The sequence below is a fragment of the Kutzneria sp. 744 genome (assembly GCF_000568255.1).
Lineage (GTDB): Bacteria > Actinomycetota > Actinomycetes > Mycobacteriales > Pseudonocardiaceae > Kutzneria.
Genome location: NZ_KK037166.1, coordinates 7,145,341 through 7,169,519 on the forward strand (window position 1 = coordinate 7,145,341; position 24,179 = coordinate 7,169,519).

Sequence of the window (24,179 nt, forward strand, 5' to 3'; positions counted from 1 at the left end):
CTGCGACGGGGCGGCGCCGCGACCCGGCCGAGCCTCGCGCGCGACACCGGACTGTCCAAGCCCACGGTGGGGCAGGCGCTGCTCGATCTTGAGCAGGACGGCCTGGTCCGCCCGGCGGGCCGCACCTCGTCCGGCCCAGGCCGGACGGCGGTGCTGTACGAGGCCGATCCGGCGGCCGGGCACGTGCTGGGCATCGACATCGGCCGCGGCCGGCTGCGGCTGGCGGTGGCCGACCTGGCCGGCACCGTCGTGGCCAAAGTGGACGAACCCAACCGCTGCCGTTCGGCCAGCGCGCTGGTCCGCACGGTGCACGACCTGGCAACGGGTGTGGTGGCGCAGGCCGGCATGACACTGTCCGATGTGGTCAAGACGGTGGTGGGCAGCCCCGGCGTGCCCGACCGCGGCGGCCGCATGCTGCACCTGGCGCCGAACCTGCCCGGCTGGGGCCGTCGCGGCCTGCTGGACGAGCTGGAGGCGGTGCTCGGGCCGGGCCTGTTGGTGGAGAACGACGCCAACCTGGCCGCGGTGGGCGAGCGGGACCAGGGGGCGGCCCGTGGCGTGGACGTTTTCGTCTGCGTGAACGTGGGCACCGGCATCGGCATGGGCATCGTGGTCGACGGGCAGCTGTTCCGCGGCGCGCACGGGGCCGCGGGCGAGGTGGGCTATCTGCCGTACGGCTGGACGGACACCGACTCGGAGGGCTGGACCCCGTCCACGCCAGGCATTCTGGAGCAGGCGGCCGCGGCGAACTCGGTGGTGAAGCTGGCCAAGGAGCACGGCGTGCGCAACGCGAGCTCGGCCCGCGAGGTGTTCCAGTTGGCCCGTCAGGGTGACGCGTGCGCGCGGGCCGTGGTCGAGCAGGAGGCGACGAAGCTGGCCTTCCTGGTGGCCTCGGTGTCGGCGGTGATCGACCCGGAGCTGGTGCTGCTGGTCGGCGGCATCGGCTCGAACACGGACCTGCTGATCGACCCGCTGGAGAAGGCGGTGCGCGAGATCAGCCCGCTGTCGCCCCGGATCGCCCCCGGCGAGCTGGGTGAGGACGCGGTGCTGACCGGCGCCATTGCCACGGCGCTGCGGGCCGCGCAGGACATCGTCTTCGACCGCCGGGGCGAGAATTTGGTGACTCAGCGCAGCGGCGTGAACGCTTGATTTGAACGTTTCACTCGTTTGGCGGAACCCATGCCCGTCTTTGGTGGCATAGCGTGAGCAACACCTCCTCGGAGGGAAAAAGGGTCGCACAGGGGATCATCGAGGCAGGCCGAGACGGGGGTCAGGTCCACCTCAGTTCGGGAAGCGGGCCGCCGCGCCGTTTTCGCCTCTTCCCGAACGACACAAAGGGGCTGTCCCGCAAGGGACAGCCCCTTTTGTCATGCTCATGCGGGGAAGGACGCCTTACCCGCGTTCAACGAGGGTAAGGCGTCCTTCCCTGCATGAAGCCGGGTCAGTTCATGGGCAGGGGCTGGGCGTTGCGGGCGGCCAGCATCTGCTTGATCAGGTCGACCTCGGCGCTCTGGGACTTCAGGATGTTCTCCGCCAGCACACGCACCGCCGGAATGGACGAGTGGTCGGCGACGAACTGTGCCATGGGGGCGCCGCCGAGGTGGTGGCGGAGCATCAGCTGCAGGAAGTAGGTGTCCATGTCCGGCCCGGTCAACGACTGGAGCTTGGAGATCTCCGCGTTGGTGGCGTAGCCGGGCATGTGGTCGACACCGTTGGCCGGCATCTGGTTGCCGTTCATCCCGGGCATGCCGGCCATGCCGTCACTGGGCCCGGCCATCCACGCCATGTAGCGCCCGGTGGGCGTCTGCTCGGGCTGGCCCCACAACATGAGCCAGCCGCGCATCCGCCCCTCCTGGTCCAACTGCGTGGACTGGATGTCGAAGGCCAGCTGCCGGATCTCGGGCACCTGGGTGTGGTCACGGGCCCAGTTGGCCATGGTCACGGCCTGGAGATGGTGCACGCCCATGTCCTGCGCGAAGCCGACCTCGATGGAGCCGGGGCCGGGGTTGCCTGCGGCCGCGTCGCCGCTGCCGGGCAGCTTGATCAGCAGCCCGACGGCGGCGCCGAGCAGCAGGATCGCCACGGCGGCGGCGGTGAGCACGAGCACCCGCGTGGTCGCGGATACCGGCCCCGTGGGCAGGTTCTCCTCCGCGACCTCGTCGAGCTCCTCGGTTTCGGCCATTACTTGGACGCGGTCGTGCTGGTCGGGGCGGCGCCCGAACCGGAAGGCGGCGGGGTGCCGCCCTGCTCGTTGGCGGCGTCCTGCGCGCCGGTGCCGGTCATCGGCACGGCGTCCGGGCCCGGCTTGGACGGGTCGAACGGCGGCGGGTTGGCCGGGTCGAACTGGCCCGGGCCCAGGGCGTCACAGCTGGCGCCGACCTCGGGGTACTCGTACTGGTTGGTGCGCAGCGCGGAGATGAACTCGTCGATCCGCGGGTCCGTGACGCTGTCCACCTTCAGCTGGTGGCCCCAGGACTGCAGGGACACCGCCTTGTCCAGGCCCGGGTACGGCGAGAGCATCATGAACTGCTTGCCCTGCACCTTGTTCTTGAGCGTGGTGAGGTCGCCGCCCTTGATCTTGTCCGGGTTGTAGGCGATCCACACGCTGCCGTGCTCCAGCGCGTGCACCATGTTCTCGCTGCGCACGGCGTTCGGGTACACGATGCCCTGGCAGTCGGCCCAGAAGCCGTCGTGCGGGCCGCCGAAGGGCGGCGACTGGTCGTAGGCCACCCGCTGGGTGGGCTGCACGTGCTGGCCGGACTTGTAGTCCTTGATCACGACGCCCTGGATCTTGGTCGACGGGTCCTTGTTGCTGTCGCTGGGCTGCCACTGCGCCAGCGCGGCCTGCGCGGCGTTCTGGTCGCTGATCCTCGAGTAGGCGTAGCCGAACACGCCGACGGCGAGCACCAGCACGACGACGACCGCGATGATGGTGCCCCAGGGCTTGCCCTTGCCCGGCATCTGTCCGCGTGCCGCGTTGACGGCGCTCTTGCCGCCGCCGCCCTTCTTCTTACCGCCGGCCATCTCCCCGCCCTTGGCGTAGTGAGCTGGACCACACCGGTCCAGACCTTCGGCGGCCAGTGTAGGGACCGGGCATGAGAATTCCGTCAGACCCGGACGGGCGAACACCGCAGACCAGGCGCGTTCCACCCCCCGGGACGTGAGTAACCCCATCGCGACGTGCGGATACGCTCTCCTAGACTGCTGCGGTGACTCCAGCCGCTCTTGCCGACCTCGTCCGCACCACCGCCGTCGATGTGCTCACGTCCCGAGGACTGGACATCGCCGTGCTTCCGGCCGAGGTGACGGTGGAGCGGCCCCGCAATCCGGAGCACGGCGACTACGCCACCAACCTGGCGCTGCAGGTGTCCAAGAAGCTGGGCATCCAGTCCCGGGACTTCGCCGGCTGGCTGGCCGAGGCCCTGGCCAAGCAGGACGGCGTGGCCGCGGCCGAGGTCGCCGGCCCTGGCTTCCTCAACCTGCGGCTGGACGCCGACGCGCAGGGCAGCCTCGTGCGCGAGGTGCTCACGGCCGGCGCGGGCTACGGCCACAACACGCTGCTGGCCGGCAAGAAGATCAACCTCGAGTTCGTCTCGGCCAACCCGACCGGCCCGGTGCACCTGGGCGGCACCCGGTGGGCCGCGGTCGGCGACGCGCTGGGCCGCGTGCTGGAGGCCGAGGGCGGCGAGGTGACGCGGGAGTACTACTTCAACGACGCCGGCGCGCAGATCGACCGGTTCGTCCGGTCCCTGGTCGCCGCGTCCAAGGGCGAGCCCGCCCCCGAGGACGGCTACGCCGGCGGCTACATCAACGACGTCGCGGCCGAGGTGGTCAAGCGCGAGCCGAGCGTGCTCTCGCTGCCCGACGCCGAGCGGGACGAGACGTTCCGGCGGATCGGCGTCGACCTGATGTTCGACGAGATCAAGCAGACCCTGCACGACTTCGGCACCGACTTCGACGTGTACTTCCACGAGAACTCGCTGCACTCCTCGGGCGCGGTCGAGCGGGCCGTCGAGCGGCTCAAGGCCTCCGGCGACCTGTACGAGCAGGACGGCGCCTGGTGGATCCGGTCCAAGGACTTCGGCGACGACAAGGACCGGGTCGTCATCAAGAGCGACGGCGCGCCGGCCTACATCGCCGGTGACATCGCGTACTTCAAGGACAAGCGGGACCGCGGCTTCGACCTGTGCATCTACATGCTGGGCGCGGACCACCACGGCTACATCGGCCGGCTCAAGGCGGCCGCGGCGGCGCTGGGCGACGACCCGGACACCGTCGAGGTGCTGATCGGCCAGATGGTCAACCTGGTCTCGGGCGGCAAGCCGGTGCGGATGAGCAAGCGCGCCGGCACCGTGATCACGCTGGAGGACCTGGTCGACGCCGTCGGCGTGGACGCGGCCCGGTACTCGCTGATCCGGTCGTCGGTGGACTCGGCCGTGGACATCGACCTGGACCTGCTGCGCAAGACCACCGCCGAGAACCCGGTCTACTACGTGCAGTACGCGCACGCCCGGGTGTGCAGCGTGCTGCGCAACGCCGCGGACCTGAAGATCGACCTGGGCGACGCCGCCGACGCCGACCTGAGCCTGCTGACCCTGGACAAGGAGGGTGCGCTGATCCGCACCCTCGGCGAGTTCCCGAAGGCCGTCGCCTCGGCGGCCGAGCTGCGCGAGCCCCACCGGGTGGCGCGGTACCTGGAAGAGCTGGCCGGCACCTTCCACAAGTACTACGACGACAAGGACCCCCTGGCCAAGGTGCTGCCCAAGGGCGACGAGGAGGTGTCGCCGCGGGCGGTTCCGCAGCTGCACCTCTACCTCGCCACGCAACAGGTGTTGCGCAACGGGCTGGCCCTGCTGGGTGTCACTGCACCGGAACGGATGTAGCTGCGATGCGCGCACACCCCGCCGGCCCACGTCACGCCGACGTGTTGGTGCCGGCGAACACCGCGGGAACCCGACCGTCCACTTCGGACGAACTGGACGCGTTGCCGGCCAACGTCTGGCCGCTGGGCGCCCGCCGCCGCGAGGACGGCGTCGTCACGCTGGCCGACGTGGACGTCCGCGACCTCGCGGAGCAGTACGGCACGCCGCTGTTCGTCGTCGACGAGAACGACTTCCGCACGCGCTGCCGCACCTATGCCGACGCCTTCGGCGACCCGACGGCGGTGCACTACGCGTCCAAGGCCTTCCTGTCCGTGGAGATTGCCCGCTGGGTCGCGCAGGAGGGCCTCGGGCTGGACGTGTGCAGTGGCGGCGAGCTGGCCATCGCGCTGCGCGCGGAGTTCCCGCCGGAGCGGATCGCCTTGCACGGCAACAACAAGTCCTCGGCCGAGCTCGACATGGCAGTCGGGGCCGGTGTCGGCGTCGTGGTGCTGGACTCGTTCCTGGAGATCGCCCGGCTCGACGAGATCGCGCGCAGGCGCGGCGTCCGGCAGGCCGTGATGATCCGTGTGACGGTCGGCGTCGAGGCGCACACGCACGAGTTCATCGCCACCGCGCACGAGGACCAGAAGTTCGGCTTCTCGCTGGCCGGTGGCGACGCCGCCGAGGCGGCCCGCCGCGTGCTCAAGGCCGAGGGGCTGACGCTGGTCGGCCTGCACAGCCACATCGGCTCGCAGATCTACGACGCCGACGGCTTCGAGATCGCCGCCCACCGTGTGATCGGCCTGCTTGCCGCGCTGCACAAGGAACACGGGGACGACGCGCTCAGCGACCTGTCCACTGTGGACCTCGGCGGCGGCCTCGGCATCGCCTACATGCCCGACGACGACCCGCCGCCGCCCGCGCAGCTCGCGGAGCAGCTGCGGCAGATCGTCCGCAAGGAGTGCGAGAACGAGGGCCTGCCGGTGCCGCGGGTGGCGGTCGAGCCCGGCCGCGCCATCGCCGGCCCCGGCACCGTCACGGTGTACGAGGTCGGCACGACCAAGGACGTGGTGCTCGGCGGCGGCGCCGTCCGCCGCTACGTCAGCGTCGACGGCGGCATGAGCGACAACATCCGCACCGCCCTGTACGACGCGGCCTACGACTGCCGGCTGGTGTCCCGCCGCGTCGACGAGGACGTGCCGGCGGCGATGTCCCGCGTGGTGGGCAAGCACTGCGAGTCCGGCGACGTCGTGGTGCGCGACTGCTGGCTGCCGGCCGACATCGCGCCGGGCGACCTGCTCGCCCTGGCCGCGACGGGCGCGTACTGCTACGCCATGGCCAACGGCTACAACCGGCTGCCCCGTCCGGCGGTCGTCGCCGTCAAGGACGGTGCGAGTCGGTTGCTGCTGCGCAGGGAGACCGAGGACGACCTGTTCCGCCTGGAGGCATAGTCGTGAAACCCATCAAGGTCGCGATGCTCGGCTGCGGCACCGTCGGCACCGAGGTGGCGCGGCTGCTCACCGACCAGGCGGAGGACTTCGCGGCCCGGATCGGCGCGCCGGTGCGGTTGACCGGCATCGCGGTGCGCCGGCCCAACAAGCACCGCGAGGTGCCGGCCGAGCTGCTCACCACCGACGCCGACTCGCTGGTCGAGTCCGATGTGGACGTCGTCATCGAGGTCATCGGCGGTATCGAACCGGTGCGCTCGCTGCTGCTCAAGGCCCTCAACGCCGGCAAGTCCGTGGTCACGGCCAACAAGGCGCTGCTGGCCGAGCACGGCCCCGAGCTGTATGCGGCGGCCGACGCCTCGGGCGCGGACATCTACTTCGAGGCGGCCGTGGCCGGCGCCATCCCGCTGCTGCGGCCGCTGCGGGAATCCCTTGCCGGGGACCGGATCAACCGCGTCATGGGCATCGTCAACGGCACCACCAACTTCATCTTGTCGGCGATGTCGGCCACGGGCGCCGGCTATGCCGAGACGCTGGAGGAGGCCAGCCGGCTGGGTTACGCCGAGGCGGACCCGACCGCGGACGTGGACGGCTTCGACGCCGCGTCCAAGGCGGCGATCCTGGCCTCGCTGGCCTTCCACACCCGGGTCACCGCCGGGGACGTGCACCGTGAGGGCATCTCCTCGGTCACCTCCGCCGACATCACGGCGGCGCGCGGCCTCGGCCGTACGGTGAAGCTGCTGGCGATCTGCGAGCGGGTCACCGACGCCGACGGCGTGGAGTCCGTCGCCGTCCGCGTGCACCCGGCGATGATCCCCAACAGCCACCCGCTGGCCTCGGTCGGCGGCGCGTTCAACGCGGTGTTCGTGGAAGCGGACGCGGCCGGCCAGTTGATGTTCTACGGCCAGGGCGCGGGCGGTGCCCCGACCGCGAGCGCGGTGCTGGGTGACCTCGTCGCCGTGGCGCGCAATCTCGTCGCCGGCGGCCGTGGGCCGCGCGAGTCGGCCTACGCGGAGCTGCCGGTCCGGCCCATGGGCCAGGCCAGCACCCGCTACCACATCAGCCTGGACGTGGCCGACCGTCCGGGCGTGCTGTCCCAGGTCGCCGCCGTGTTCGCCGAGCACGACGTCAGCATCGCCGTGGTGCGCCAGGAGGGCCGTCCCGTGGACGCGAGCCTCGTGGTGGTCACGCACGCCGCCTCCGACGCAGCGCTGCGCGGAACCGTTGAGAAGATCGCCGGCCTGCCGGTGGTCCGTGAGGTCGTCAGCGTCATGCGGGTCGAAGGGGAAGAGTCATGACCACAGCCACCAGGGCTGGTTGGCCGGGAATCATCGCCGCGTACCGGGACCGGATCCCGGTGCCGGCGGACGCCGAGATCGTCACCCTGCACGAGGGCGGCACGCCGCTCATCGAGGCCAGGCACCTGTCCGAGCTGACCGGCAGCCGCGTCTTCCTGAAGGTGGAGGGCGCGAACCCGACCGGCTCCTTCAAGGACCGCGGCATGACGGCCGCTATCACGCTCGCGGTCGCGCAGGGCTCGAAGGCCGTCATCTGTGCCTCCACGGGCAATACTTCTGCCTCGGCCGCCGCCTACGCCGCCAAGGCCGGGCTCACGTGCGCGGTGCTGGTGCCCAGCGGCAAGATCGCGCTGGGCAAGCTGGCCCAGGCGGTCATGCACGGCTGCCGCATCCTCCAGGTGGACGGCAACTTCGACGACTGCCTGGAACTGGCCCGCAAGACCGCCGTCGAGTACCCGATCACCCTGGTGAACTCGGTCAACCCGATCCGCATCGACGGCCAGAAGACCGCGGCCTTCGAGGTGTGCGACGTGCTCGGGCAGGCGCCTGACATCCACCTGCTGCCGGTCGGCAACGCCGGCAACATCACCGCGTACTGGAAGGGTTACACCGAGTACGCGAAGGACGGCGTGATTGCCGCCCCGCCAAGGATGTTCGGCTTCCAGGCGGCCGGCGCGGCGCCGATCGTGCGGGGCGAGCCGGTGAGGCACCCGGAGACCGTGGCCACCGCGATCCGCATCGGCAACCCGGCCTCGTGGGACGGGGCCGTGGCGGCCCGTAACGACTCGGGCGGCCTGATCGACGCTGTCACCGACGAGCAGATCCTTGCCGCGTACCGGTTGCTGGCCTCCCGCGAGGGCGTGTTCGTGGAGCCCGGCTCCGCGGCCAGCATCGCCGGGCTGCTGATGACGGCCGGGGATGGCAGGCTGCCCAAGGGATCCACGGTCGTCTGCACCGTGACCGGTCACGGGCTGAAGGACCCGGACACCGCGCTCAAGGGCCTGCCGGAGGTCGAGGTGCTGCCGGTGGAGCCCGGTGCGGTCGCGCACGCCCTGGAGCTGGTGTGAGGGCGGTTCACGTCCGGGTTCCCGCCTCCACCGCCAACCTGGGCTCCGGCTTCGACGCCCTGGGCATCGCGTTGGGCCTGTACGACGAGGTGACGGTGGAAGCCGCCGCCTCGGGGCTCGACGTGCGGGTGAAGGGCGAGGGCGCGGGGCAGGTGCCACTGGACTCCGACCATCTGCTGGTACGGGCGATCCGGGCCGTCGACGGAGTGCCCGATGGCCTGATTATCCGGTGCGACAACGCGATCCCGCACTCCCGGGGCCTCGGCTCGTCGGCGGCCGCGGTGGTCGCCGGCGTCGCCGCCGGCTACGCGCTGGCCGGCAGGACGTTGGATGACCGGGCGTTGCAGCTGGCCGCGGAGTTCGAGGGCCACGCCGACAACGCGGCGGCCAGCCTGCTCGGCGGCCTCGTGCTGGCCTGGGGCGAGGGTGACAAGGGGCAGCGTTACCGGGCCGTGCGCCTGGAACCCCACGCCGACCTGCGGGCTCTGGTGTTCATCCCGTCCACGGAGTCGTCCACCAAGACCACCCGCGGCCTGCTGCCGGCGCAGGTGCCGCACGCCGACGCGGCCTTCGCGGCCGGACGGGCAGCGTTGGCGGTGCACGCCGTGACGACCGCGCCCGAGCTGCTGATGCCCGCGACGGAGGATCGGCTGCACCAGGGGTATCGCGAACCGGCCTGGCCGGACACGATCCGTGTTGTCGAAGCGCTGCGCGCGGCCGGCTTCCCGGCCACCGTGTCCGGCGCCGGCCCGACGGTGTTCACGCTGGTCAGTGGCGATCGAGTGGTTCCGGCGGGGCTCGATCTGACCGGTTTCGACGCGCGGGCCCTGAAAATTGACCGGGACGGCGTACAGGTTCGGCCGATCGGTTGATTCTGGAACAAAATGCTGGTGGGGGCGGTTGCACGAGGTTGCGCCACGCCGGGGACCGGTTGTTGCACCATGCCGGCCTGCCGTCTACCCTCAGGGTAGATCAGTCACCGAGCGCACGGGCGCCGGTGTCGTGCCCGGGCACTCGTCCCGGTACGCATCTCCCGATCGGAACGTCTGTAGTCGACGTCTGGCGGGATACCCGGCCGCTGTGGTGACCGACAAGTCCCGAGTTCGCGGGTTTCCGGCCCGCTCACGGGCAACCGCGCCGTTCTGCTCTCTGGGGACGGCGCAGCTGGTCCGAGTAGGAGGCTCGGACCGGTCAGGAAGGACATGTGTGAGCAACACCGATCTCTTGGGCAGCGACGCGGTGTCCGCCGCGCCGGGTTCCCCGCAGGACTCGGCTCCTGCCCCCCGTACCGAATCCAAGGAGACCCCGCTGACCACCACGAAGCGCCGCGCAGGACTGTCCGGCATGGTGCTCGCGGAACTGCGCGAGCTCGCCGGCCAACTCAACATCAGCGGCACCGCGGGCATGCGCAAGGGCGACCTGATCGCCGCCATCAAGGAGCGCCAGGGGTCTTCCGGCGGCCGCGCCGAGACCGCCGAGCTGCCGCTGACCGGGTGTCACCGCGTCCCAAGCCGGCCCGCCGCACCGCTGAGAAGTCCCGCGAGCCCAAGAAGGCCGACGCCCCCAAGGTCGAGAAGGCCGTGGCCGCGCCCGTCGAGGCCGCTCCCGTCGCCGCTGAGGCGCCGGCGGAGACCCCGGCGCCGAGGCAGAGCGACGAGGAGGGCGGCCGTCGCAACAACCGCCGCCGCCGCGCCGCCAGCCGTCCCGCGGGCTCCCCCGAGGGCGGCGCCGAGCAGCCGCAGGCCGACCGGGCCGAGCGCCAGCCGCAGGCCGAGCGCCAGGAGCGCCAGCAGAACGAGCGCCCGGAGCGTCAGGACCGCCAACAGGATCGTCAGCAGGACGGCGAGCGCCCGCAGCGTGACCGCGGCGAGCAGCGCGACCGTGGCGAGCGCAGCGACCGGGGCGACCGCCAGCGTGGCGACCGCAACGACCGCGGCGACCGCAACAACGACCGTGGCGACCGGCAGCAGAACAACCGGCCGGACAACCGCCAGCAGCAGGACGACGACGAGCGCGGCGGCCGTCGCGGCCGTCGGTTCCGTGACCGCAGGCGTGGCCGTGACGGCGACGAGCGCGGCCAGGCCGGCGGTGGCGGTGGCGACACCGAGGTGCGCGACGACGACGTGCTGCTGCCCGTCGCCGGCATCCTGGACGTGCTGGAGAACTACGCCTTCGTGCGCACCTCCGGCTACCTCGCCGGCCCGAACGACGTCTACGTCTCGCTGTCGCTGGTGCGCAAGCACGGCCTGCGCCGCGGCGACAACATCACCGGCGCGGTGCGTCAGCCCCGCGACGGCGAGCAGCAGCGGCAGAAGTTCAACCCGCTGGTGCGCGTGGACACCATCAACGGCCTCGAGCCCGACCAGGTGCGCAACCGGCCCGAGTTCACCAAGCTCACGCCGCTCTACCCGAACGAGCGCCTGCGCCTGGAGACCGAGTCGCACATCCTCACCACCCGCGTCATCGACCTGGTGATGCCGGTCGGCAAGGGGCAGCGCGCGCTCATCGTGTCGCCGCCCAAGGCCGGCAAGACCTCGGTGTTGCAGTCGATCGCCAACGCGATCACGACCAACAACCCGGAGTGCCACCTGATGGTGGTGCTGGTCGACGAGCGTCCGGAAGAGGTCACCGACATGCAGCGGTCGGTGAAGGGCGAGGTCATCGCCTCCACCTTCGACCGCCCGCCGGGCGACCACACCTCCGTGGCCGAGCTGTCCATCGAGCGGGCCAAGCGCCTGGTCGAGATGGGCCACGACGTGGTCGTGCTGCTGGACTCGATCACCCGCCTCGGCCGGGCCTACAACCTGGCCGCGCCGGCGTCGGGCCGCATCCTGTCCGGTGGTGTCGACTCCACGGCGCTGTACCCGCCCAAGCGCTTCCTCGGCGCCGCGCGCAACATCGAGGGTGGCGGCTCGCTGACCATCTTCGCGACCGCGCTGGTCGAGACCGGGTCGACGATGGACACGGTCATCTTCGAGGAGTTCAAGGGCACCGGCAACGCCGAGCTCAAGCTGGACCGGCGCATCGCCGACAAGCGGGTCTTCCCCGCCGTCGACGTCGACCCGTCCGGCACCCGCAAGGAGGAGTTGCTGCTCCCGGCGGACGAGCTGGCCGTCATGCACAAGCTGCGCCGCGTGCTGCACGCCCTGGACAGCCAGCAGGCCATCGACCTGCTGCTGGACCGGCTGCGCAAGTCCCGCACCAACATCGAGTTCCTGATGCAGGTGGCGAAGACCACGCCAGGCGGCAACGGCGACGACAACTGATCGCCCAACGCTGAGAGGGGCCCTTCCCACCCGGGAGTAGTGATAACGACGGACGACGCGGAACTGTATCCAGTCCATTCAAAATTGTTACACCCGGCGTTCGATCCGGGAAAACATCCTTTGGTTTGGCAGCCTAGGCGCAGAAAGACCAAAGGACGGTTGGCGAGTACTCTCCTGCTAAGGTATCCGTACTCGGAATGCCTTTTACAAGACGCTAGAATGGACCGCTCGCGTTTTACCCTCGTTGAACGCGGGTAAGGCGTCCTTCCCTGCATGATGGGGACCCCTTGCGGGGGAGCTGCGGGTCCCCGGACAGGTGGCTTACTGGTGCGGGCGGGCCGCCGGGGTCCAGCCGCGGTAGGCGTTGAAGTAGTTCACGCCGCCCATGGCCTTGGTGACGTGGCCGATCCGGCCGTTGACGCTGGAGGCCCAGAAGCCGCCGGCGCCGTCGGAGATGCCCACGTGGCCGTAGGCGCTGATGTTCCAGTAGACGAACGCCCCCAGCGGCGGGTTCTTGTCGCCGGCGTGCTTGGGGGAGGCGCCGTTCCAGTGCGCGTTGGCCGACGCCCACACGCCGGTGGTGCCGTAGGCGTTCTCCGCGGCCTTCTCGCAGTAGCCCTGGTAGGCGGTGCTGCCGTTGTGCGCCTGGTACCAGGCGACCGCCCCGGCGGCGGTGCCGTCGCCGGACGACATGGGCGCGGCGACGACCGCCGGCGCGGCCGAGGCCACGGCCAGCGGGACGGCGCCGATCGCGGTGACGGACAGGGTGACGGCTAACGCGGCCTTGGCCACGGTCTGCAGAAAACTCTTCACGTCGTGTCCCATCAACAGGTGAGTTCCTGACGAGCTGGGAGCGACGCTATGGGCGTGACCGAGGACACGTCATCGGCGATTGCCGTGACCGGAAACGTGAGCGGTCGGTCACGCCTCGTGGTCAGACGAAAGTTGGTAGTCGGCGCGCACCCACAGGCAGACCGCCACCGCCGCGACCGCGGCCGGTGCCCCGATGGCCATGGCCAGCAGGTCGGACAGGGACAGCCAGCTCAGCCCGATGCCCACGGCCAGCACCAGCACCGGATAGAACAGCGCGATGCGCCGCAGCCGCTGGCGTCGACCCCAGGTCACGCCCGAGTGCAGCGTCGCCGTCACCGCGGCCGCCGCCCCGAACACCGGCGCGGACAACGGCTGCGTGCCGTCGCCCACCTCCAGCGCCAGCAAGGCGGCGCCCTGCAGGCCCAGGACCGTGGCCGTGAAGAGCACGGGCACGACGAGCCACAGCGCGACCGGGAGCGGTCGCGCCGGCGAGCAGGCTTCGAGTGCGCACGACACGGGGCACAGTGTGGCGAATGGGCCATTCGGCGGGCGGGTGAGGTCGGTGTATGGCCCGTCGGGGGCGGTCAGCGGGCCGCGCCGAGCGGCGAGTGGTCGACGGGGAACAAACCGACCCACCGGCCTGTTTCAGCAGGTGTCGGGCCATCTGGCAGAATGGATGGTCGAGTAAGGCTCCGGTTCACCCCACGGGGACCCGGCGGCCGCCGATGAGAGGAAACAGCACATGAGGGCCGGCATTCACCCGGAGTACGTGGAGACCACCGTGACCTGCGGTTGCGGCAACACCTTCACGACCCACAGCACCAAGCGCAACGGCGACATCCACGTCGAGGTCTGCTCCAACTGCCACCCGTTCTACACGGGCAAGCAGAAGATCCTGGACACCGGCGGCCGCGTCGCCCGCTTCGAGGCCCGCTACGGCAAGCGCGCCAAGTAGGTAGGGCCGGCTCCAGGGGACGTGTGTCCGCGGACTGCGCGAACCTGATCGCCCGCTCGTGATATCTGGGGGGCGACCCCCAGACCCCCGAGGCGCGGCTTCGCCGCGCAAGCGTGGGTGACAACGTCTAGAGGGCCCCGTAGCCAGAGGCTGCGGGGCCCTCTCGCGTGAAGACATGGCCCGGATGTGGGTGTGCCCGGGCCCTACCCGCCTGGACTCGGGCGCGTTCGAGCTGGGAATGTGTTTGGTGCGTGGTGCTGGATACGCCGGGACGGCGCCGGCTGGGGGCTACCGACGCCGCCACGGTCTCGCATCGCCCCGTCGGGGGCTCTCCCGGACCCCGGCGAAGTTGACTCCACAAGACTGCACCCGGCGCCCCGTCCGGCTCATCGTCAAAATTGGGTATCCGCCGACCGGCCGGTAACCGGCTCACGGGATGCATGATGTCTCGGTTGCCGACATTCGTACCCGGATACCAGATAACGCGTCCGGCCGCCCGGTCGATAGGCCGGTTGGTTGAAGCATCATCAAGCGGTCGATCTCCCACGACCGCGTCGACGTTGTGGGCAGGGGGCTGCGCATGACAGGGCAGGCTTGGTTGACACGAATACCGGCGGTCCGCATCCCGGTGGTGGTCGTCGTGCTCGCGACGATCGGTGTCAACCTGTCTCCGGCCCGCACGCTGATTCCGGACCAGGCCGGCCAGCTCATGCTGGTCATCGCCGTGGCCGGTGTCACCGCGTGCGGTGTCGTGATGGCCTATTTCCTGGCGGGCATGGACGACAGGAGAGGTATCGCCGGACTGGCCGCCGCCGTAACGGTCTACGCCCTGGTTGCCCTCCCGGCCACCGTCATCGCCTTCACCAGCGTCGACGCCCAGCACCTGATGGCGTTGCTGCGCACCACCGGCGGCTTCTTCTTCCTCGTGCTGATGGCCTTCGCCCTGACGCCGGGCCAGCCGGGGCTGACCACCGGCTGGCGGGGCGGCCTGCTCGGCGTGGTGCTGAGCGTGGCCGTGGCCCTGGTGATCGACTCCACCCCGGCGCTCGACGACCTCGCGACCACCGGCGTGCTGGGCCGGTTCCTCATCGTGGCCTGGAGCGCGGTCACGCTGACCTACATCGCGTACGGCATCCGCAACCGCGTCCCCATGGCCTACGGCATCGGCGCCGGCATGGTGGTGGTGGCGATCGCGCAGATCATGCGCGAGACCGGCAACATGGGCCTCGGTGGCGCCAGCCTGCGGGTCTGCGGCGCGGTCATCATGTGCGCGGCGCTGGCCCGCCGGCTGCGCGAGCGGTTCCAGACCTCGCAGCTGCGGGTGGACCGCATCGCCGAGCTGGACCACGAGCTGCACAACGTGCTGGCCGGGCTGGACGGCATGACCCACGTGCTCAGCCACGCCGGCAAGGACGACCGGGAGCTGCTCAGCGAGGCCGTCCGCGAGGAGATCGGCCGCCTGCGCAACCTGCTCGACCAGCGGGCCGAGCCGGCCGGCTGCGCCGTCGATCCCGTGCTCACGCGGATCGTGACGCTGCGCCGGACCAACGGCCTCGACGTCGAGCTGGACATCGAGCCCGGCCTGCGCACGACCATGCCGGCCGACGCGTTCGCCCAGGTCGTGACCAACCTGCTGGCCAACTGCGAGCGGCACGCGCCCGGGGCGAAGGTGCAGGTCAAGGCCGGGCCAACGGCCGGAGCGTGCACGTCGAGCTTGTTTGCCTGTGCCGCACTGAGCTGCAATGTTGACGTGCACCATAACGACACTTGGCCATTTGAAGAGCTTCATGGTTCTCAGACCCCCACTGTTCACGTGTGGAGATCCAAGAGTTAACGCTAGCGAGGATTACAAGGAGTCGACTCGGCCGCCCGTTGTACGTGCTTGGAGTGGTATAATAAGCCTATAAAGCAGGATTGCTAGGGTTTTAGGGAGGTGCGTTGTTGCCTGGACGGGTGACCCTTATAAGCTTAAGCGGGGAACGGTCGAGCCAAGTAGCGGCCTCGCTCCGGAGGTCCGCGGCAGGCTGTTCCGGCGCGGCGTGCACGACGAGGCCCGCGGCGGCAGCGGGCTCGGGCTGCACCTGAGCCAGCAGCTCGTCGGCGCGTCCGGCGGATCGCTGTCCCTGCGGCCCGCCGACGACGGCCACGGCACCGTCGCGGCGCTGGCCGTGCCTGCGGGCCGCCCGTGAAGCCACCCGTCCTGGTGATCGACGATCACGCGATCGTGGCCACCTCACTGGTGTTGGCGTTGCGGGGACAGGGCATTCCGGCCCGACGGTGCCCGGTGACCTCCGAGGCGGCGATCATCGCCGAGGCGGAGACCGGCGAGCCCGGCCTCGCGCTGCTGGACATGGACCTCGGCCTCGACGTCGACGGCGCCGACCTGGTGATGCCGCTGCGGGCCGCGGGCTGGAAGGTGCTGGTGGTGACCGGGTCGTCCAGCCGCAACCGCATCGCCGCCGCGGTGGTGGCCGGCGCGATCGGCTGGGTGTCCAAGGCCGCGCCGTTCGAGCAGCTCGTCCAGGCCGCGGCGGCCGCGGTCAACGGCCGCTCGATGCTGACCGATCAGGAACGCCGCGAGCTGCACGAACTCAACCGCGGCGACCACGACCGGACCCGCCTGCTCGACCGGCTGACGGCCCGCGAGCGCGAGGTCCTCGACCGTCTTGCCGCAGGTCAGCGCGCCGCCAAGGTGGCCGAGGAGTTCGTCGTGTCGGTGGCCACGGTGCGCAGCCAGATCCGGTCGATCCTGGCCAAGCTGGAGGTCGGCTCGCAGCTGGAGGCCGTCGCGCTGGCCCGATCGGGTGGCAGCTCCGGTCGTTAGGCAGACTAGGGAGTGTGACCAGACCCGTCCCTGAGGCCCTTGAGGCGCTGCTGACCGAGTACGTCGAGCTGGAGGTGCGGCTCGCCGACCCCTCGGTGCACGCCGATCAGGCGACGGCACGCAAGCTCGGACGTCGTTACTCCGAGCTGACGCCGGTGGTGCGCACCATCCGCGAGCTGGAGCAGGTGCGCAACGACATCAGCGCGGCCGAGGAGCTGGCGGGCGAGGACTCGACGTTCGCCGCCGAGGCCGAGGAGCTGCGCGAGCGGATCCCGCAGCTGGAGAACCGGCTGACCGAGCTGCTGCTGCCCCGCGACCCGCACGACGGCTCCGACGTCGTGATGGAGGTCAAGTCGGGGGAGGGCGGCGAGGAGTCCGCGCTGTTCGCCTCCGAGCTGGTGCGCATGTACCTGCGCTACGCCGAGCGGCACGGCTGGAAGGCCGAGATGCTCGACACCACCGACTCGGACCTGGGCGGCTACAAGGACGCCACGCTCGTGATCAAGTCGAAGGCCAACGACCTCGACGGCGTGTGGTCGCGGCTGAAGTTCGAGGGCGGCGTGCACCGCGTGCAGCGCGTGCCGGTGACCGAGTCGCAGGGCCGCATCCACACCTCGGCGGCCGGCGTGCTGGTGTACCCGGAGGTCGAGGACGTCGAGATCGAGATCGACGAGAAGGACCTGCGGGTGGACGTGTTCCGCTCGTCCGGGCACGGCGGCCAGAGCGTCAACACCACCGACTCGGCGGTCCGCATCACCCACATCCCGACCGGCATCGTGGTGTCCTGCCAGAACGAGCGGTCGCAGCTGCAGAACAAGGCCCGGGCCATGGAGGTATTGATGTCCCGGCTGCAGGCGCTGGCCGAGGAGAAGGCCCAGCAGGACGCGTCGGCCAACCGTCGCAGCCAGGTCCGCACGGTGGACCGCTCGGAGCGGATCCGGACGTACAACTACCCGGAGAACCGGATCTCCGACCACCGCATCAACTACAAGGCGCACAACCTGGACCTGGTGCTCGCCGGCGAGCTTGACCCGCTGCTGGACGCGCTGGCCGTGGCCGACCGGGCCGAGCGGCTGGCCTCAGTGGGCAGCAATGGCTGACGTGCGCCACCGCCAGCCCCTGCGGCTGGCCATTCTCGACGCGGAGCGCATCCTGTCCGCGGCCGGCATCGACAGCGCGCGCTGGGACGCCGAGGAGATCGCCGCCCACGTGGTCGGCGTGGAGCGGATGAAGCTGCCGCTGGTGCCGCTGGTCGACCCGCAGGTGATCGACGGCATCGGCAAGCTCGTGCACCAGCGGGCCAAGCGGATTCCCTTGCAGCACCTGCTGGGTTGGGCCCCGCTGGGACCGATCACAGTGGACGTCGGGCCGGGCGTGTTCATCCCGCGGCCGGAGACCGAGTTGCTGTGGGAATGGGGATTGGCTGCGCTGCAAGGAAAGTCCAACCCGGTGGTGATCGACCTGTGCACCGGATCGGCCGCTTTGGCTTTGGCCGTGGCGCATTCCCGGCCCGACGCCGTCGTGCACGCGGTGGAGATGGACCGCTCGGCGCTGGCCTGGGCCCGTCGCAACGCCGACAAACAGGTCGCCGCCGGCGACACTCCGATCCGGCTGCACGCCGCCGACGTGACCACGCCCGGCGTACTGTCCGAACTGGACGGTGCGGTCGACCTCGTGCTGTGCAATCCCCCTTACGTGCCAATGGGAACCGCGGTGCCGCCGGAGGTCGCCGACCACGATCCTGTGCAGGCCGTGTTCTCCGGCGGTGACGGTCTCGACGTCATCCGGCACGTCGTGGCGCTGGCCGCCCGGCTCTTGAAGCCCGGCGGCGGCGTGGCCATCGAGCACGACGACACCCAGGGCGAATCCGTGCCGGCCCTGCTGGCCCAGCGGCGCGTGCTGACCGACGTGGTGGACCACCTGGATCTGCCGGGCACGCCCCGGTTCGCTACCGCACGGCGGAGCTAGCGACCATCTTGTCGAACAGGGGCGACGTCTGCGCCCAGGTGGCCGCCGGGGCCGAGGCGTAGACGTCGTACTGGGTGCCCTTGGCGTTCCAGTACAGGATCTTCACGTGCCGCGGCTGGCCGTTGAGGGCGTAGGTGAACTCCCACAGCACGGCCGGGCTGTCCTGGAGCTTCTGCTGGCTCATCTGGACCCGCTGGTAACCCGGTTGGGTGGACCACGACTGCTTCTCGTAGGCGGTCAGCCAGGTGTAGAGGTCGGCCTCGCCGGCCACGCCCTGGTAGCGCACGAAGCGGCCGCTGGCCCCGCCGTGCTGGGGGTCGTCGGCCTGGAAACCGTTGCGGATGGGGCTGACCGTCCACCCGTCGGGGATCACCGTGACCAGCCCCGATGGGCCGCTGACCTGCTGAAACCCCGCCGGCGGGCCGGCCGGGGCGGTGGTCGACGGGACCGGGGCGGCGGCCGGCGTGCCGGCGACCGCGGTGCTGCCGTGCGCGGCCAGCAGCGTCACGCCGATCAGGCCGCCCGCGACCAGGTAGCCGACCGCCGCGACCAGCGCCAGCTGTAGTGGAGTGCGCACGGCCCTCCCCGTCCGGAAGAATGCGAGCCGAGCAAAGCCTACTGAGCGAGGGCCGCGGATGGGCAACGAGTGGCAGGCCGGCCGGGAGTGGAAGGACATCTCCACCAAGTGGCGGCTGGTGCCGGCGGGGCTGCGTTCGTCGCGTCCGGAAGATCCGTTCGCGCAGGGCTGGCTGGCCCTGGAGACCGGCGACCTCCAGCGGGCCCAGCCGCTGTTCGAGGAGGCGTGCCGGGTCCGCGGCGACGGCAACGACTACGTCGCCCTCGGTGACGTCCACGTGGCCCGTCGGCAGTGGGCCGCCGCCGAAGCCCAGTTCCAGCGGGCCCTGGTCGTAGCCCCCCTGTCCATTCTCGCCGTGCTCGGGCTGGCCCTGGTCCGCGCGGCCACCGGCCAGGGCGAGACCGCCGTCGCCGAGCTGGACGTGCTGGCCCGCACCCGCAAGGGCGATCCCGTCATCGGCTACTACCTGGCCGTGGCCCTGCTGGCCCGCACCGTCGAGGTGCGGACCGAGACCGGCGACGGCCGCCTGCTCATCGGCGACGCCAAGCAGCTGGAGCAGTGCGAGGACCTGGCTCAGCGGGTAGCCCTCTCCGGCACCGACGACCCCGAGCTGCTGTCCGCCGCCCGGGCCCTGCTGGACGAGACCCGGTCCGGCCGCGAGTGGATCTGGACCGCCCCCCGCAACGCCGGCTTCCTCGGCGGCGTCGCCGGGGTCTTCGGCGTGGCCCCCATCATCACCGGCGGCCTGCTCGACAGCTGGCCCCTGGTGCTGGCCGGCCTGCTCATCGGCGCCGCCGCCGTCTTCTACGCCGTGTACCAGTACCGCCGCCAACGCTGGCAACTCCGCGCCCTGAGCCGCTGACCCCATCGCGGACACCCCCACCGCCTCCCCATGGATGAGGCACCCCCACCGCCTCCTCTGTTGATGGGGCACCCCCACTTTTGTCACATGTGGCGCACATGTGCCGCTGGGAGTCGAATGTGGCGCACATGTGGCGCCGCCGGCCCACATGTGGACCGCATGTGGCGCTGGGAGTCGAATGTGGCGCACATGTGGCGTCGGGGTGGGGGTGCGGGACGGGGGCGGCAACGACTCTGCGACGATCCTCGACCGTGAGCACTGTTTATGACTGTTCCCGGCAGGACAGCCGCGAGGCGGGACTGGCGGCGGCGGCCGGCGCGGTCCGCTCGGGCCGTCTGGTGGTGCTGCCCACGGACACGCTGTACGGCATCGGCTGCGACGCGTTCGACGCGGCGGCGGTGCGGTCGCTGCTGGAGGCCAAGGGGCGGGGGCCGGACATGCCGATCCCGGTGCTGGTCGGCTCCTGGCAGACGATCGACGGCCTGGTCTTCTCCGTCCCGACCCAGGCCCGGCAGCTGATCGAGGCGTTCTGGCCGGGCGGCCTGTCGCTCGTGCTCAACCACGCCCCCTCGCTGAACTGGGACCTGGGCGAGACCCGCGGCACGGTGATGCTGCGCATGCCGCTGCACCCGGTGGCGATCGAGCTGCTGCGCGAGGTGGGCCCGATGGCGGTGTCCAGCGCCAACCGCAGCGGCCACGCGCCGGCGACGACGGCGGCGGACGCGCAGGCGCAGCTGGCCGACTCGGTGGCGGTGTACCTGGACGGCGGCGTGGCGGACAAGGGCGTCGCCTCGACGATCCTGGACCTCACCGGCGCGAAGCCGCTGGTGCTGCGCGAAGGCGCGGTCACGGTGGCGGAGCTGAACGAGGTGCTCGGCGAGGACGTCGTCACCACCGCGTGATCAACTAGCCCCCGGACCGGGGGCGACCCGGATGGCGGTAGCGTTGTAGTCGTCTCTTTTCCTTTCGCCGCGAGCAAACAAGGAGCGACAGCACGCCGTGGGCAACCTGCTGCAGACCCCGGCCGCCGGCCTGCTGCCCGTCCGGGAGTACCTCCTCGTCGGGCTCACCGCCGCGGCGGTGACGTTCCTGCTCACCGGGCTCGTTCGCGTCATCGCGATCCGTGTCGGCGCCGCGCACGCACCGCGCGCCCGCGACGTCCACGTCACGCCGATCCCGAAGCTGGGCGGCATGGCGATGTACGCGGGTGTGCTGGCGGCGATGCTGCTGGCGCACCAGCTGCCGGTGCTGCGCGTCGCCTACACGTATTCGCTGGCGCCGTGGGGTGTGGTGCTGGCCGGCCTGCTCATCACGCTGGTCGGCGCCATCGACGACCGCTTCGAGCTGGACTCGCTGACCAAGCTGTCCGGCCAGGTGACCGCGGCCGGTGTGCTGGTGCTGTTCGGCGTGCAGTGGCTGGCGTTCTGGGTGCCGTGGGACGGGTTGAACGGCAGCTACGGCTCGGTGCTGGTGCTCGGCCCCAGCCAGGGCGCGCTGCTGACCATGCTGCTGACCGTCACGATGATCAACGCGATGAACTTCGTCGACGGCCTGGACGGCCTTGCCGCCGGCATCGGCTTCATCGCCGCGGCGGCCACCTGCGCCTTCTCGCTCGGCCTGCTCAGCCAGCGCAACGGCGACGCGCACCTGTACCCGCCGGCGCTCATCTCGGCCGCGCTGGCCGGCGCCTGTCTGGGCTTCCTGCCGCACAACTTCAACCCGGCCAAGATATTCATGGGCGACTCGGGCTCCATGCTGATCGGCCTGATGCTGGCCGCGGCCAGCACCTCGCAGGCCGGCGACCTGAACTACTCGGTGGCCGACCCGCGCGACCTGATCGCGCTGCTGACCCCGCTGATCGTGGTGGCGGCCGTGCTGTTCGTGCCGCTGCTGGACCTGATCATGGCCATCATCCGGCGCACCCGTAAGGGCCTGAGCATCGGCAGCGCCGACAAGATGCACCTGCACCACCGTTTCCTGGAGATCGGCCACTCGCAGCGCCGCGCGGTGCTGCTGATCTACCTGTGGGCCGGGCTGATCGCCTTCGGCGCGGTGGCGCTGGCCTTCGCCCCGGTCGAGGTGGTGATCTTCGGCGTCGCCGCTGGTCTGCTGCTCGCGCTCGGGGTCTCCGCGGTGCCGCGGTTCAAGGCGGCCCGCGCCGCCGCACGCGGCAACTAGGTCCATATCGGGCGAATTGTCAATACTGGCGGGGGAATTAACGAACCCGAGCTTGCCCTCGCGCGTATAGTCCTTGGGGTTGCAGACTCGCTGGACGCACCACGAGCCCGTCTCTTAGGGCCCGTGGCAGTGGCGTCCGTACGCTGTGGTAGCGTTCGCCGTGTCTCCGAACGACGGGGACCTGCCGACCCAGTGACCGCCCGGAACTCCGAGGTCACGGCCGACACAAAGCTCGGACGGCGCCGCTACGACGAGGAGCTGCCCTTGACTGCACGTCATCTCTCCGCGCGCTCTGCCGGATAGCGACAGCCGTCCTGTCATGTCCGCCAACGAGCCCAGTGACGGCCGACCGGAAGCCGGACGGCCGAGCATGTGGAGCCTGATCGGAATGGGCTCCGGTGTCGTGGGTCTTGTCGTCGGCGGGGTCGGACTCGGATGGTGGCTGGATTCCGTCCTTCACACCGTTCCGCTGTTCGTGTTCATCGGCTTGGCCGTCGGCATGGTCAGTGCCTGGGTATTCGCCTACGCCAAGCTCCGCAAGTTCCTGAAACAATGAGGTTCGAGGGGAAAAGCATGTCAGCCGGGGAAGCTGCGTCGCCCACTCCCATCCACGTCCAGCGGATCATCGATCTGAAGCGTCCGCTGTTGATGGCGGCCGCGATGGCGGTGCTGGCGCTCGTCGCGTCGGGCCTGCTGGGCCACATCCTGATGGGTGTCTTCGGCGTCGTCGGCCTCGCGCTCGGCCTGCTCAACACCCGCCTTGTCCAGCGTTCCGTCGGCAAGGTGACGGTCACCGAGAACCCGAACAAGAAGGCGCTGGCCTTCTCCGCGTTGGGCCGGCTCGCCATCATCACCGCGATCGCCATCGGGATCTACTTCCTGGTGCGGCCGGACGGCATCGGGATCTTCCTCGGCCTCGCGGTCTTCCAGCTCATCATGATCGCCAGTACCTCGGCATCGGCAGTGAAGGGGCTTCGCCAGCAATGACGACGCAGAATCTGGCCGCGTCGCAGATCGAGGTCGGACAGCACCTGTTCCGCTTCGAGCTGTTCGGCATGACGTTCAACGGGGACACGTTGCTGGCCAGCGCGGTCGCCGCCGCGGTGCTGATCGTGCTCGCGTTCGTGTTGCGGGCGAAGATCACCTCCGGCGTGCCCGGTGGTGTGCAGCTGTTCTTCGAGACCGTCACCGGCGCCGCGCGCACACAGGTCGAGAACCTGATCGGGCTGAAGGTCGCGCCCTTCGTGCTGCCGCTGTCGATGGCGCTGTTCCTGTACATCCTGATCGCCAACTGGCTGGCCGTGCTGCCGGTGCAGATCGGCGGGCACGACATCATCCCGCCGCCGGCGTCGGACACCAACTTCACCTACGCCCTCGCGCTGCTGGTCTTCGTCTGGTACCACGTCGCCGGCGCCCGGCGCCGCGGCGCCGGCAAGCACCTGGTGCAGCTGGCCAAGGGTCACGTCAGCGCGCTCGCCCCGTTGAACCTCGTCGAGGAGCTGTCCAAGCCGATCTCGCTCTCGCTGCGACTTTTCGGCAACGTCTTCGGCGGCACCATCATGGTGTCCCTGATCATGGGCATGTTCCCGGCGTACATCCTGTGGGCGCCCAACGTGGTCTGGAAGCTCTTCGACCTGTTCGTCGGACTCATCCAGGCATTCATCTTCGCCCTGCTGACTATTCTCTACTTCAGTCAGTCCATGGAGCTGGAGGAGGACCACCACTGATCCCCCCGACAGCTCTCTGCTTGGCTTAGTACGACATTCACCACAGGCATCAAAGAAATATTCGATTAGGAGAGTCATGGCTGACCTCAACAGCGCCATCATCACCGCTGGCGCCTACATCGGTGGCGGTCTCATCCTCGGTGGTGGCGCGATCGGCGCCGGTATCGGTGACGGTATCGCTGGTAGCCAGTTCATCGCCGGTGTTGCCCGCCAGCCGGAGGCCCAGGGCCGCCTGTTCCTCCCGTTCTTCATCACCGTGGGTCTGGTCGAGGCCGCGTACTTCATCAACCTGGCGTTCATGGCCCTCATCGTGTTCTCCCAGCCGGGGGCCTGA

Annotated in this window: 25 protein-coding genes and 1 pseudogene; 21 read left to right on the forward strand and 5 right to left on the reverse strand. The window is 70.3% G+C overall.

What is annotated here, in order from left to right; translation table 11 throughout:
* On the forward strand, positions 1-1,149 hold a 1,149-nt coding region (locus KUTG_RS32845; RefSeq protein ID WP_063753591.1), incomplete at its 5' end, for an ROK family transcriptional regulator.
* Between the two features lie 292 nt (positions 1,150-1,441).
* Here KUTG_RS32845 and KUTG_RS32850 read toward each other — a convergent pair.
* Complete coding sequence (locus KUTG_RS32850; protein ID WP_043722316.1) at positions 1,442-2,182, reverse strand: DUF305 domain-containing protein; 741 nt, start codon at positions 2,180-2,182, stop codon at positions 1,442-1,444.
* Positions 2,182-3,024 carry a DUF3105 domain-containing protein gene (locus KUTG_RS32855; protein WP_043722318.1) on the reverse strand — a complete coding sequence of 281 codons (843 nt, stop codon included), beginning with the start codon at positions 3,022-3,024 and terminating at the stop codon, positions 2,182-2,184. Before KUTG_RS32855 ends, KUTG_RS32850 begins: the two co-directional genes overlap by 1 nt.
* A 185-nt stretch (positions 3,025-3,209) precedes the next feature.
* On the opposite strand from KUTG_RS32855, the gene argS reads away from it, so the two are divergent.
* The 7 genes and pseudogenes from argS (at position 3,210) to rho (ending at position 11,941) form a co-directional block, all read left to right on the forward strand.
* Positions 3,210-4,883, forward strand: a complete 1,674-nt coding sequence (gene argS, locus KUTG_RS32860; protein WP_043722320.1) for an arginine--tRNA ligase — start codon at positions 3,210-3,212, stop codon at positions 4,881-4,883.
* A 5-nt stretch (positions 4,884-4,888) separates the two neighbouring features.
* On the forward strand, positions 4,889-6,313 hold the full coding sequence (gene lysA, locus KUTG_RS32865) for a diaminopimelate decarboxylase (protein ID WP_043722323.1): 1,425 nt from the start codon (positions 4,889-4,891) through the stop codon (positions 6,311-6,313).
* Between the two features lie 2 nt (positions 6,314-6,315).
* Complete coding sequence (locus tag KUTG_RS32870) at positions 6,316-7,608, forward strand: homoserine dehydrogenase (RefSeq protein WP_255360950.1); 1,293 nt, start codon at positions 6,316-6,318, stop codon at positions 7,606-7,608.
* Positions 7,605-8,675, forward strand: a complete 1,071-nt coding sequence (thrC, locus tag KUTG_RS32875; protein ID WP_043722325.1) for a threonine synthase — start codon at positions 7,605-7,607, stop codon at positions 8,673-8,675. The genes KUTG_RS32870 and thrC overlap by 4 nt, the downstream gene beginning before the upstream one ends.
* Entirely contained in the window at positions 8,672-9,547 is an 876-nt protein-coding gene (gene thrB / locus KUTG_RS32880; RefSeq protein ID WP_043722327.1) for a homoserine kinase, read from the forward strand. The genes thrC and thrB overlap by 4 nt, the downstream gene beginning before the upstream one ends.
* A gap of 472 nt (positions 9,548-10,019) precedes the next feature.
* Positions 10,020-10,076: pseudogene (locus tag KUTG_RS66500) on the forward strand (hypothetical protein); the annotation flags it as partial.
* Between the two features lie 92 nt (positions 10,077-10,168).
* Positions 10,169-11,941 (forward strand): transcription termination factor Rho, encoded by a 1,773-nt coding sequence (rho, locus tag KUTG_RS32885; protein WP_369794541.1) that lies wholly within the window; start codon positions 10,169-10,171, stop codon positions 11,939-11,941.
* A gap of 321 nt (positions 11,942-12,262) precedes the next feature.
* Here rho and KUTG_RS32890 read toward each other — a convergent pair whose 3' ends face one another.
* The gene (locus KUTG_RS32890) at positions 12,263-12,754 is read right to left on the reverse strand and encodes a hypothetical protein (RefSeq protein ID WP_043731437.1); all 492 of its coding nucleotides are present in this window, start codon (positions 12,752-12,754) and stop codon (positions 12,263-12,265) included.
* Between the two features lie 108 nt (positions 12,755-12,862).
* Entirely contained in the window at positions 12,863-13,270 is a 408-nt protein-coding gene (locus KUTG_RS54150; RefSeq protein WP_052395681.1) for a hypothetical protein, read from the reverse strand.
* Between the two features lie 226 nt (positions 13,271-13,496).
* Between KUTG_RS54150 and rpmE the strand changes: the two genes are divergently transcribed.
* The 6 genes from rpmE (at position 13,497) to prmC (ending at position 18,501) form a co-directional block, all read left to right on the forward strand.
* On the forward strand, positions 13,497-13,709 hold the full coding sequence (gene rpmE / locus KUTG_RS32900) for a 50S ribosomal protein L31 (RefSeq protein ID WP_043722329.1): 213 nt from the start codon (positions 13,497-13,499) through the stop codon (positions 13,707-13,709).
* A 580-nt stretch (positions 13,710-14,289) separates the two neighbouring features.
* Entirely contained in the window at positions 14,290-15,543 is a 1,254-nt protein-coding gene (locus KUTG_RS32905; protein ID WP_157494908.1) for a histidine kinase, read from the forward strand.
* A 205-nt stretch (positions 15,544-15,748) separates the two neighbouring features.
* Entirely contained in the window at positions 15,749-15,898 is a 150-nt protein-coding gene (locus tag KUTG_RS59225) for a hypothetical protein (protein ID WP_157494909.1), read from the forward strand.
* Complete coding sequence (locus KUTG_RS32910) at positions 15,895-16,533, forward strand: response regulator (RefSeq protein ID WP_043722334.1); 639 nt, start codon at positions 15,895-15,897, stop codon at positions 16,531-16,533. The genes KUTG_RS59225 and KUTG_RS32910 overlap by 4 nt, the downstream gene beginning before the upstream one ends.
* Before the next feature lie 14 nt (positions 16,534-16,547).
* The gene (prfA, locus tag KUTG_RS32915) at positions 16,548-17,633 is read left to right on the forward strand and encodes a peptide chain release factor 1 (protein ID WP_043722336.1); all 1,086 of its coding nucleotides are present in this window, start codon (positions 16,548-16,550) and stop codon (positions 17,631-17,633) included.
* On the forward strand, positions 17,626-18,501 hold the full coding sequence (gene prmC / locus KUTG_RS32920; RefSeq protein ID WP_043722337.1) for a peptide chain release factor N(5)-glutamine methyltransferase: 876 nt from the start codon (positions 17,626-17,628) through the stop codon (positions 18,499-18,501). Before prfA ends, prmC begins: the two co-directional genes overlap by 8 nt.
* Here the strand turns inward: prmC and KUTG_RS32925 are convergent.
* Positions 18,482-19,078, reverse strand: a complete 597-nt coding sequence (locus tag KUTG_RS32925) for a hypothetical protein (protein WP_043722340.1) — start codon at positions 19,076-19,078, stop codon at positions 18,482-18,484. The genes prmC and KUTG_RS32925 overlap by 20 nt on opposite strands.
* Positions 19,079-19,136: 58 nt before the next feature.
* On the opposite strand from KUTG_RS32925, the gene KUTG_RS32930 reads away from it, so the two are divergent.
* The 7 genes from KUTG_RS32930 (at position 19,137) to KUTG_RS32955 (ending at position 24,179) form a co-directional block, all read left to right on the forward strand.
* Positions 19,137-19,940 (forward strand): tetratricopeptide repeat protein, encoded by an 804-nt coding sequence (locus KUTG_RS32930; protein ID WP_043722343.1) that lies wholly within the window; start codon positions 19,137-19,139, stop codon positions 19,938-19,940.
* Between the two features lie 251 nt (positions 19,941-20,191).
* Positions 20,192-20,842, forward strand: coding sequence for an L-threonylcarbamoyladenylate synthase (locus KUTG_RS32935; protein ID WP_043722345.1), 651 nt, complete (start codon positions 20,192-20,194; stop codon positions 20,840-20,842).
* 97 nt (positions 20,843-20,939) lie between these two features.
* A complete protein-coding gene (locus tag KUTG_RS32940; protein ID WP_084580051.1) occupies positions 20,940-22,118 on the forward strand; it encodes a glycosyltransferase family 4 protein in 1,179 nt (392 codons plus the stop codon).
* A gap of 388 nt (positions 22,119-22,506) precedes the next feature.
* Positions 22,507-22,674, forward strand: coding sequence for an AtpZ/AtpI family protein (locus tag KUTG_RS56850; protein ID WP_157495658.1), 168 nt, complete (start codon positions 22,507-22,509; stop codon positions 22,672-22,674).
* A gap of 17 nt (positions 22,675-22,691) precedes the next feature.
* On the forward strand, positions 22,692-23,105 hold the full coding sequence (locus tag KUTG_RS32945) for an ATP synthase subunit I (protein ID WP_052395682.1): 414 nt from the start codon (positions 22,692-22,694) through the stop codon (positions 23,103-23,105).
* Entirely contained in the window at positions 23,102-23,845 is a 744-nt protein-coding gene (atpB, locus tag KUTG_RS32950; RefSeq protein ID WP_043722348.1) for a F0F1 ATP synthase subunit A, read from the forward strand. The genes KUTG_RS32945 and atpB overlap by 4 nt, the downstream gene beginning before the upstream one ends.
* Positions 23,846-23,921: 76 nt before the next feature.
* The gene (locus KUTG_RS32955) at positions 23,922-24,179 is read left to right on the forward strand and encodes a F0F1 ATP synthase subunit C (protein WP_043722349.1); all 258 of its coding nucleotides are present in this window, start codon (positions 23,922-23,924) and stop codon (positions 24,177-24,179) included.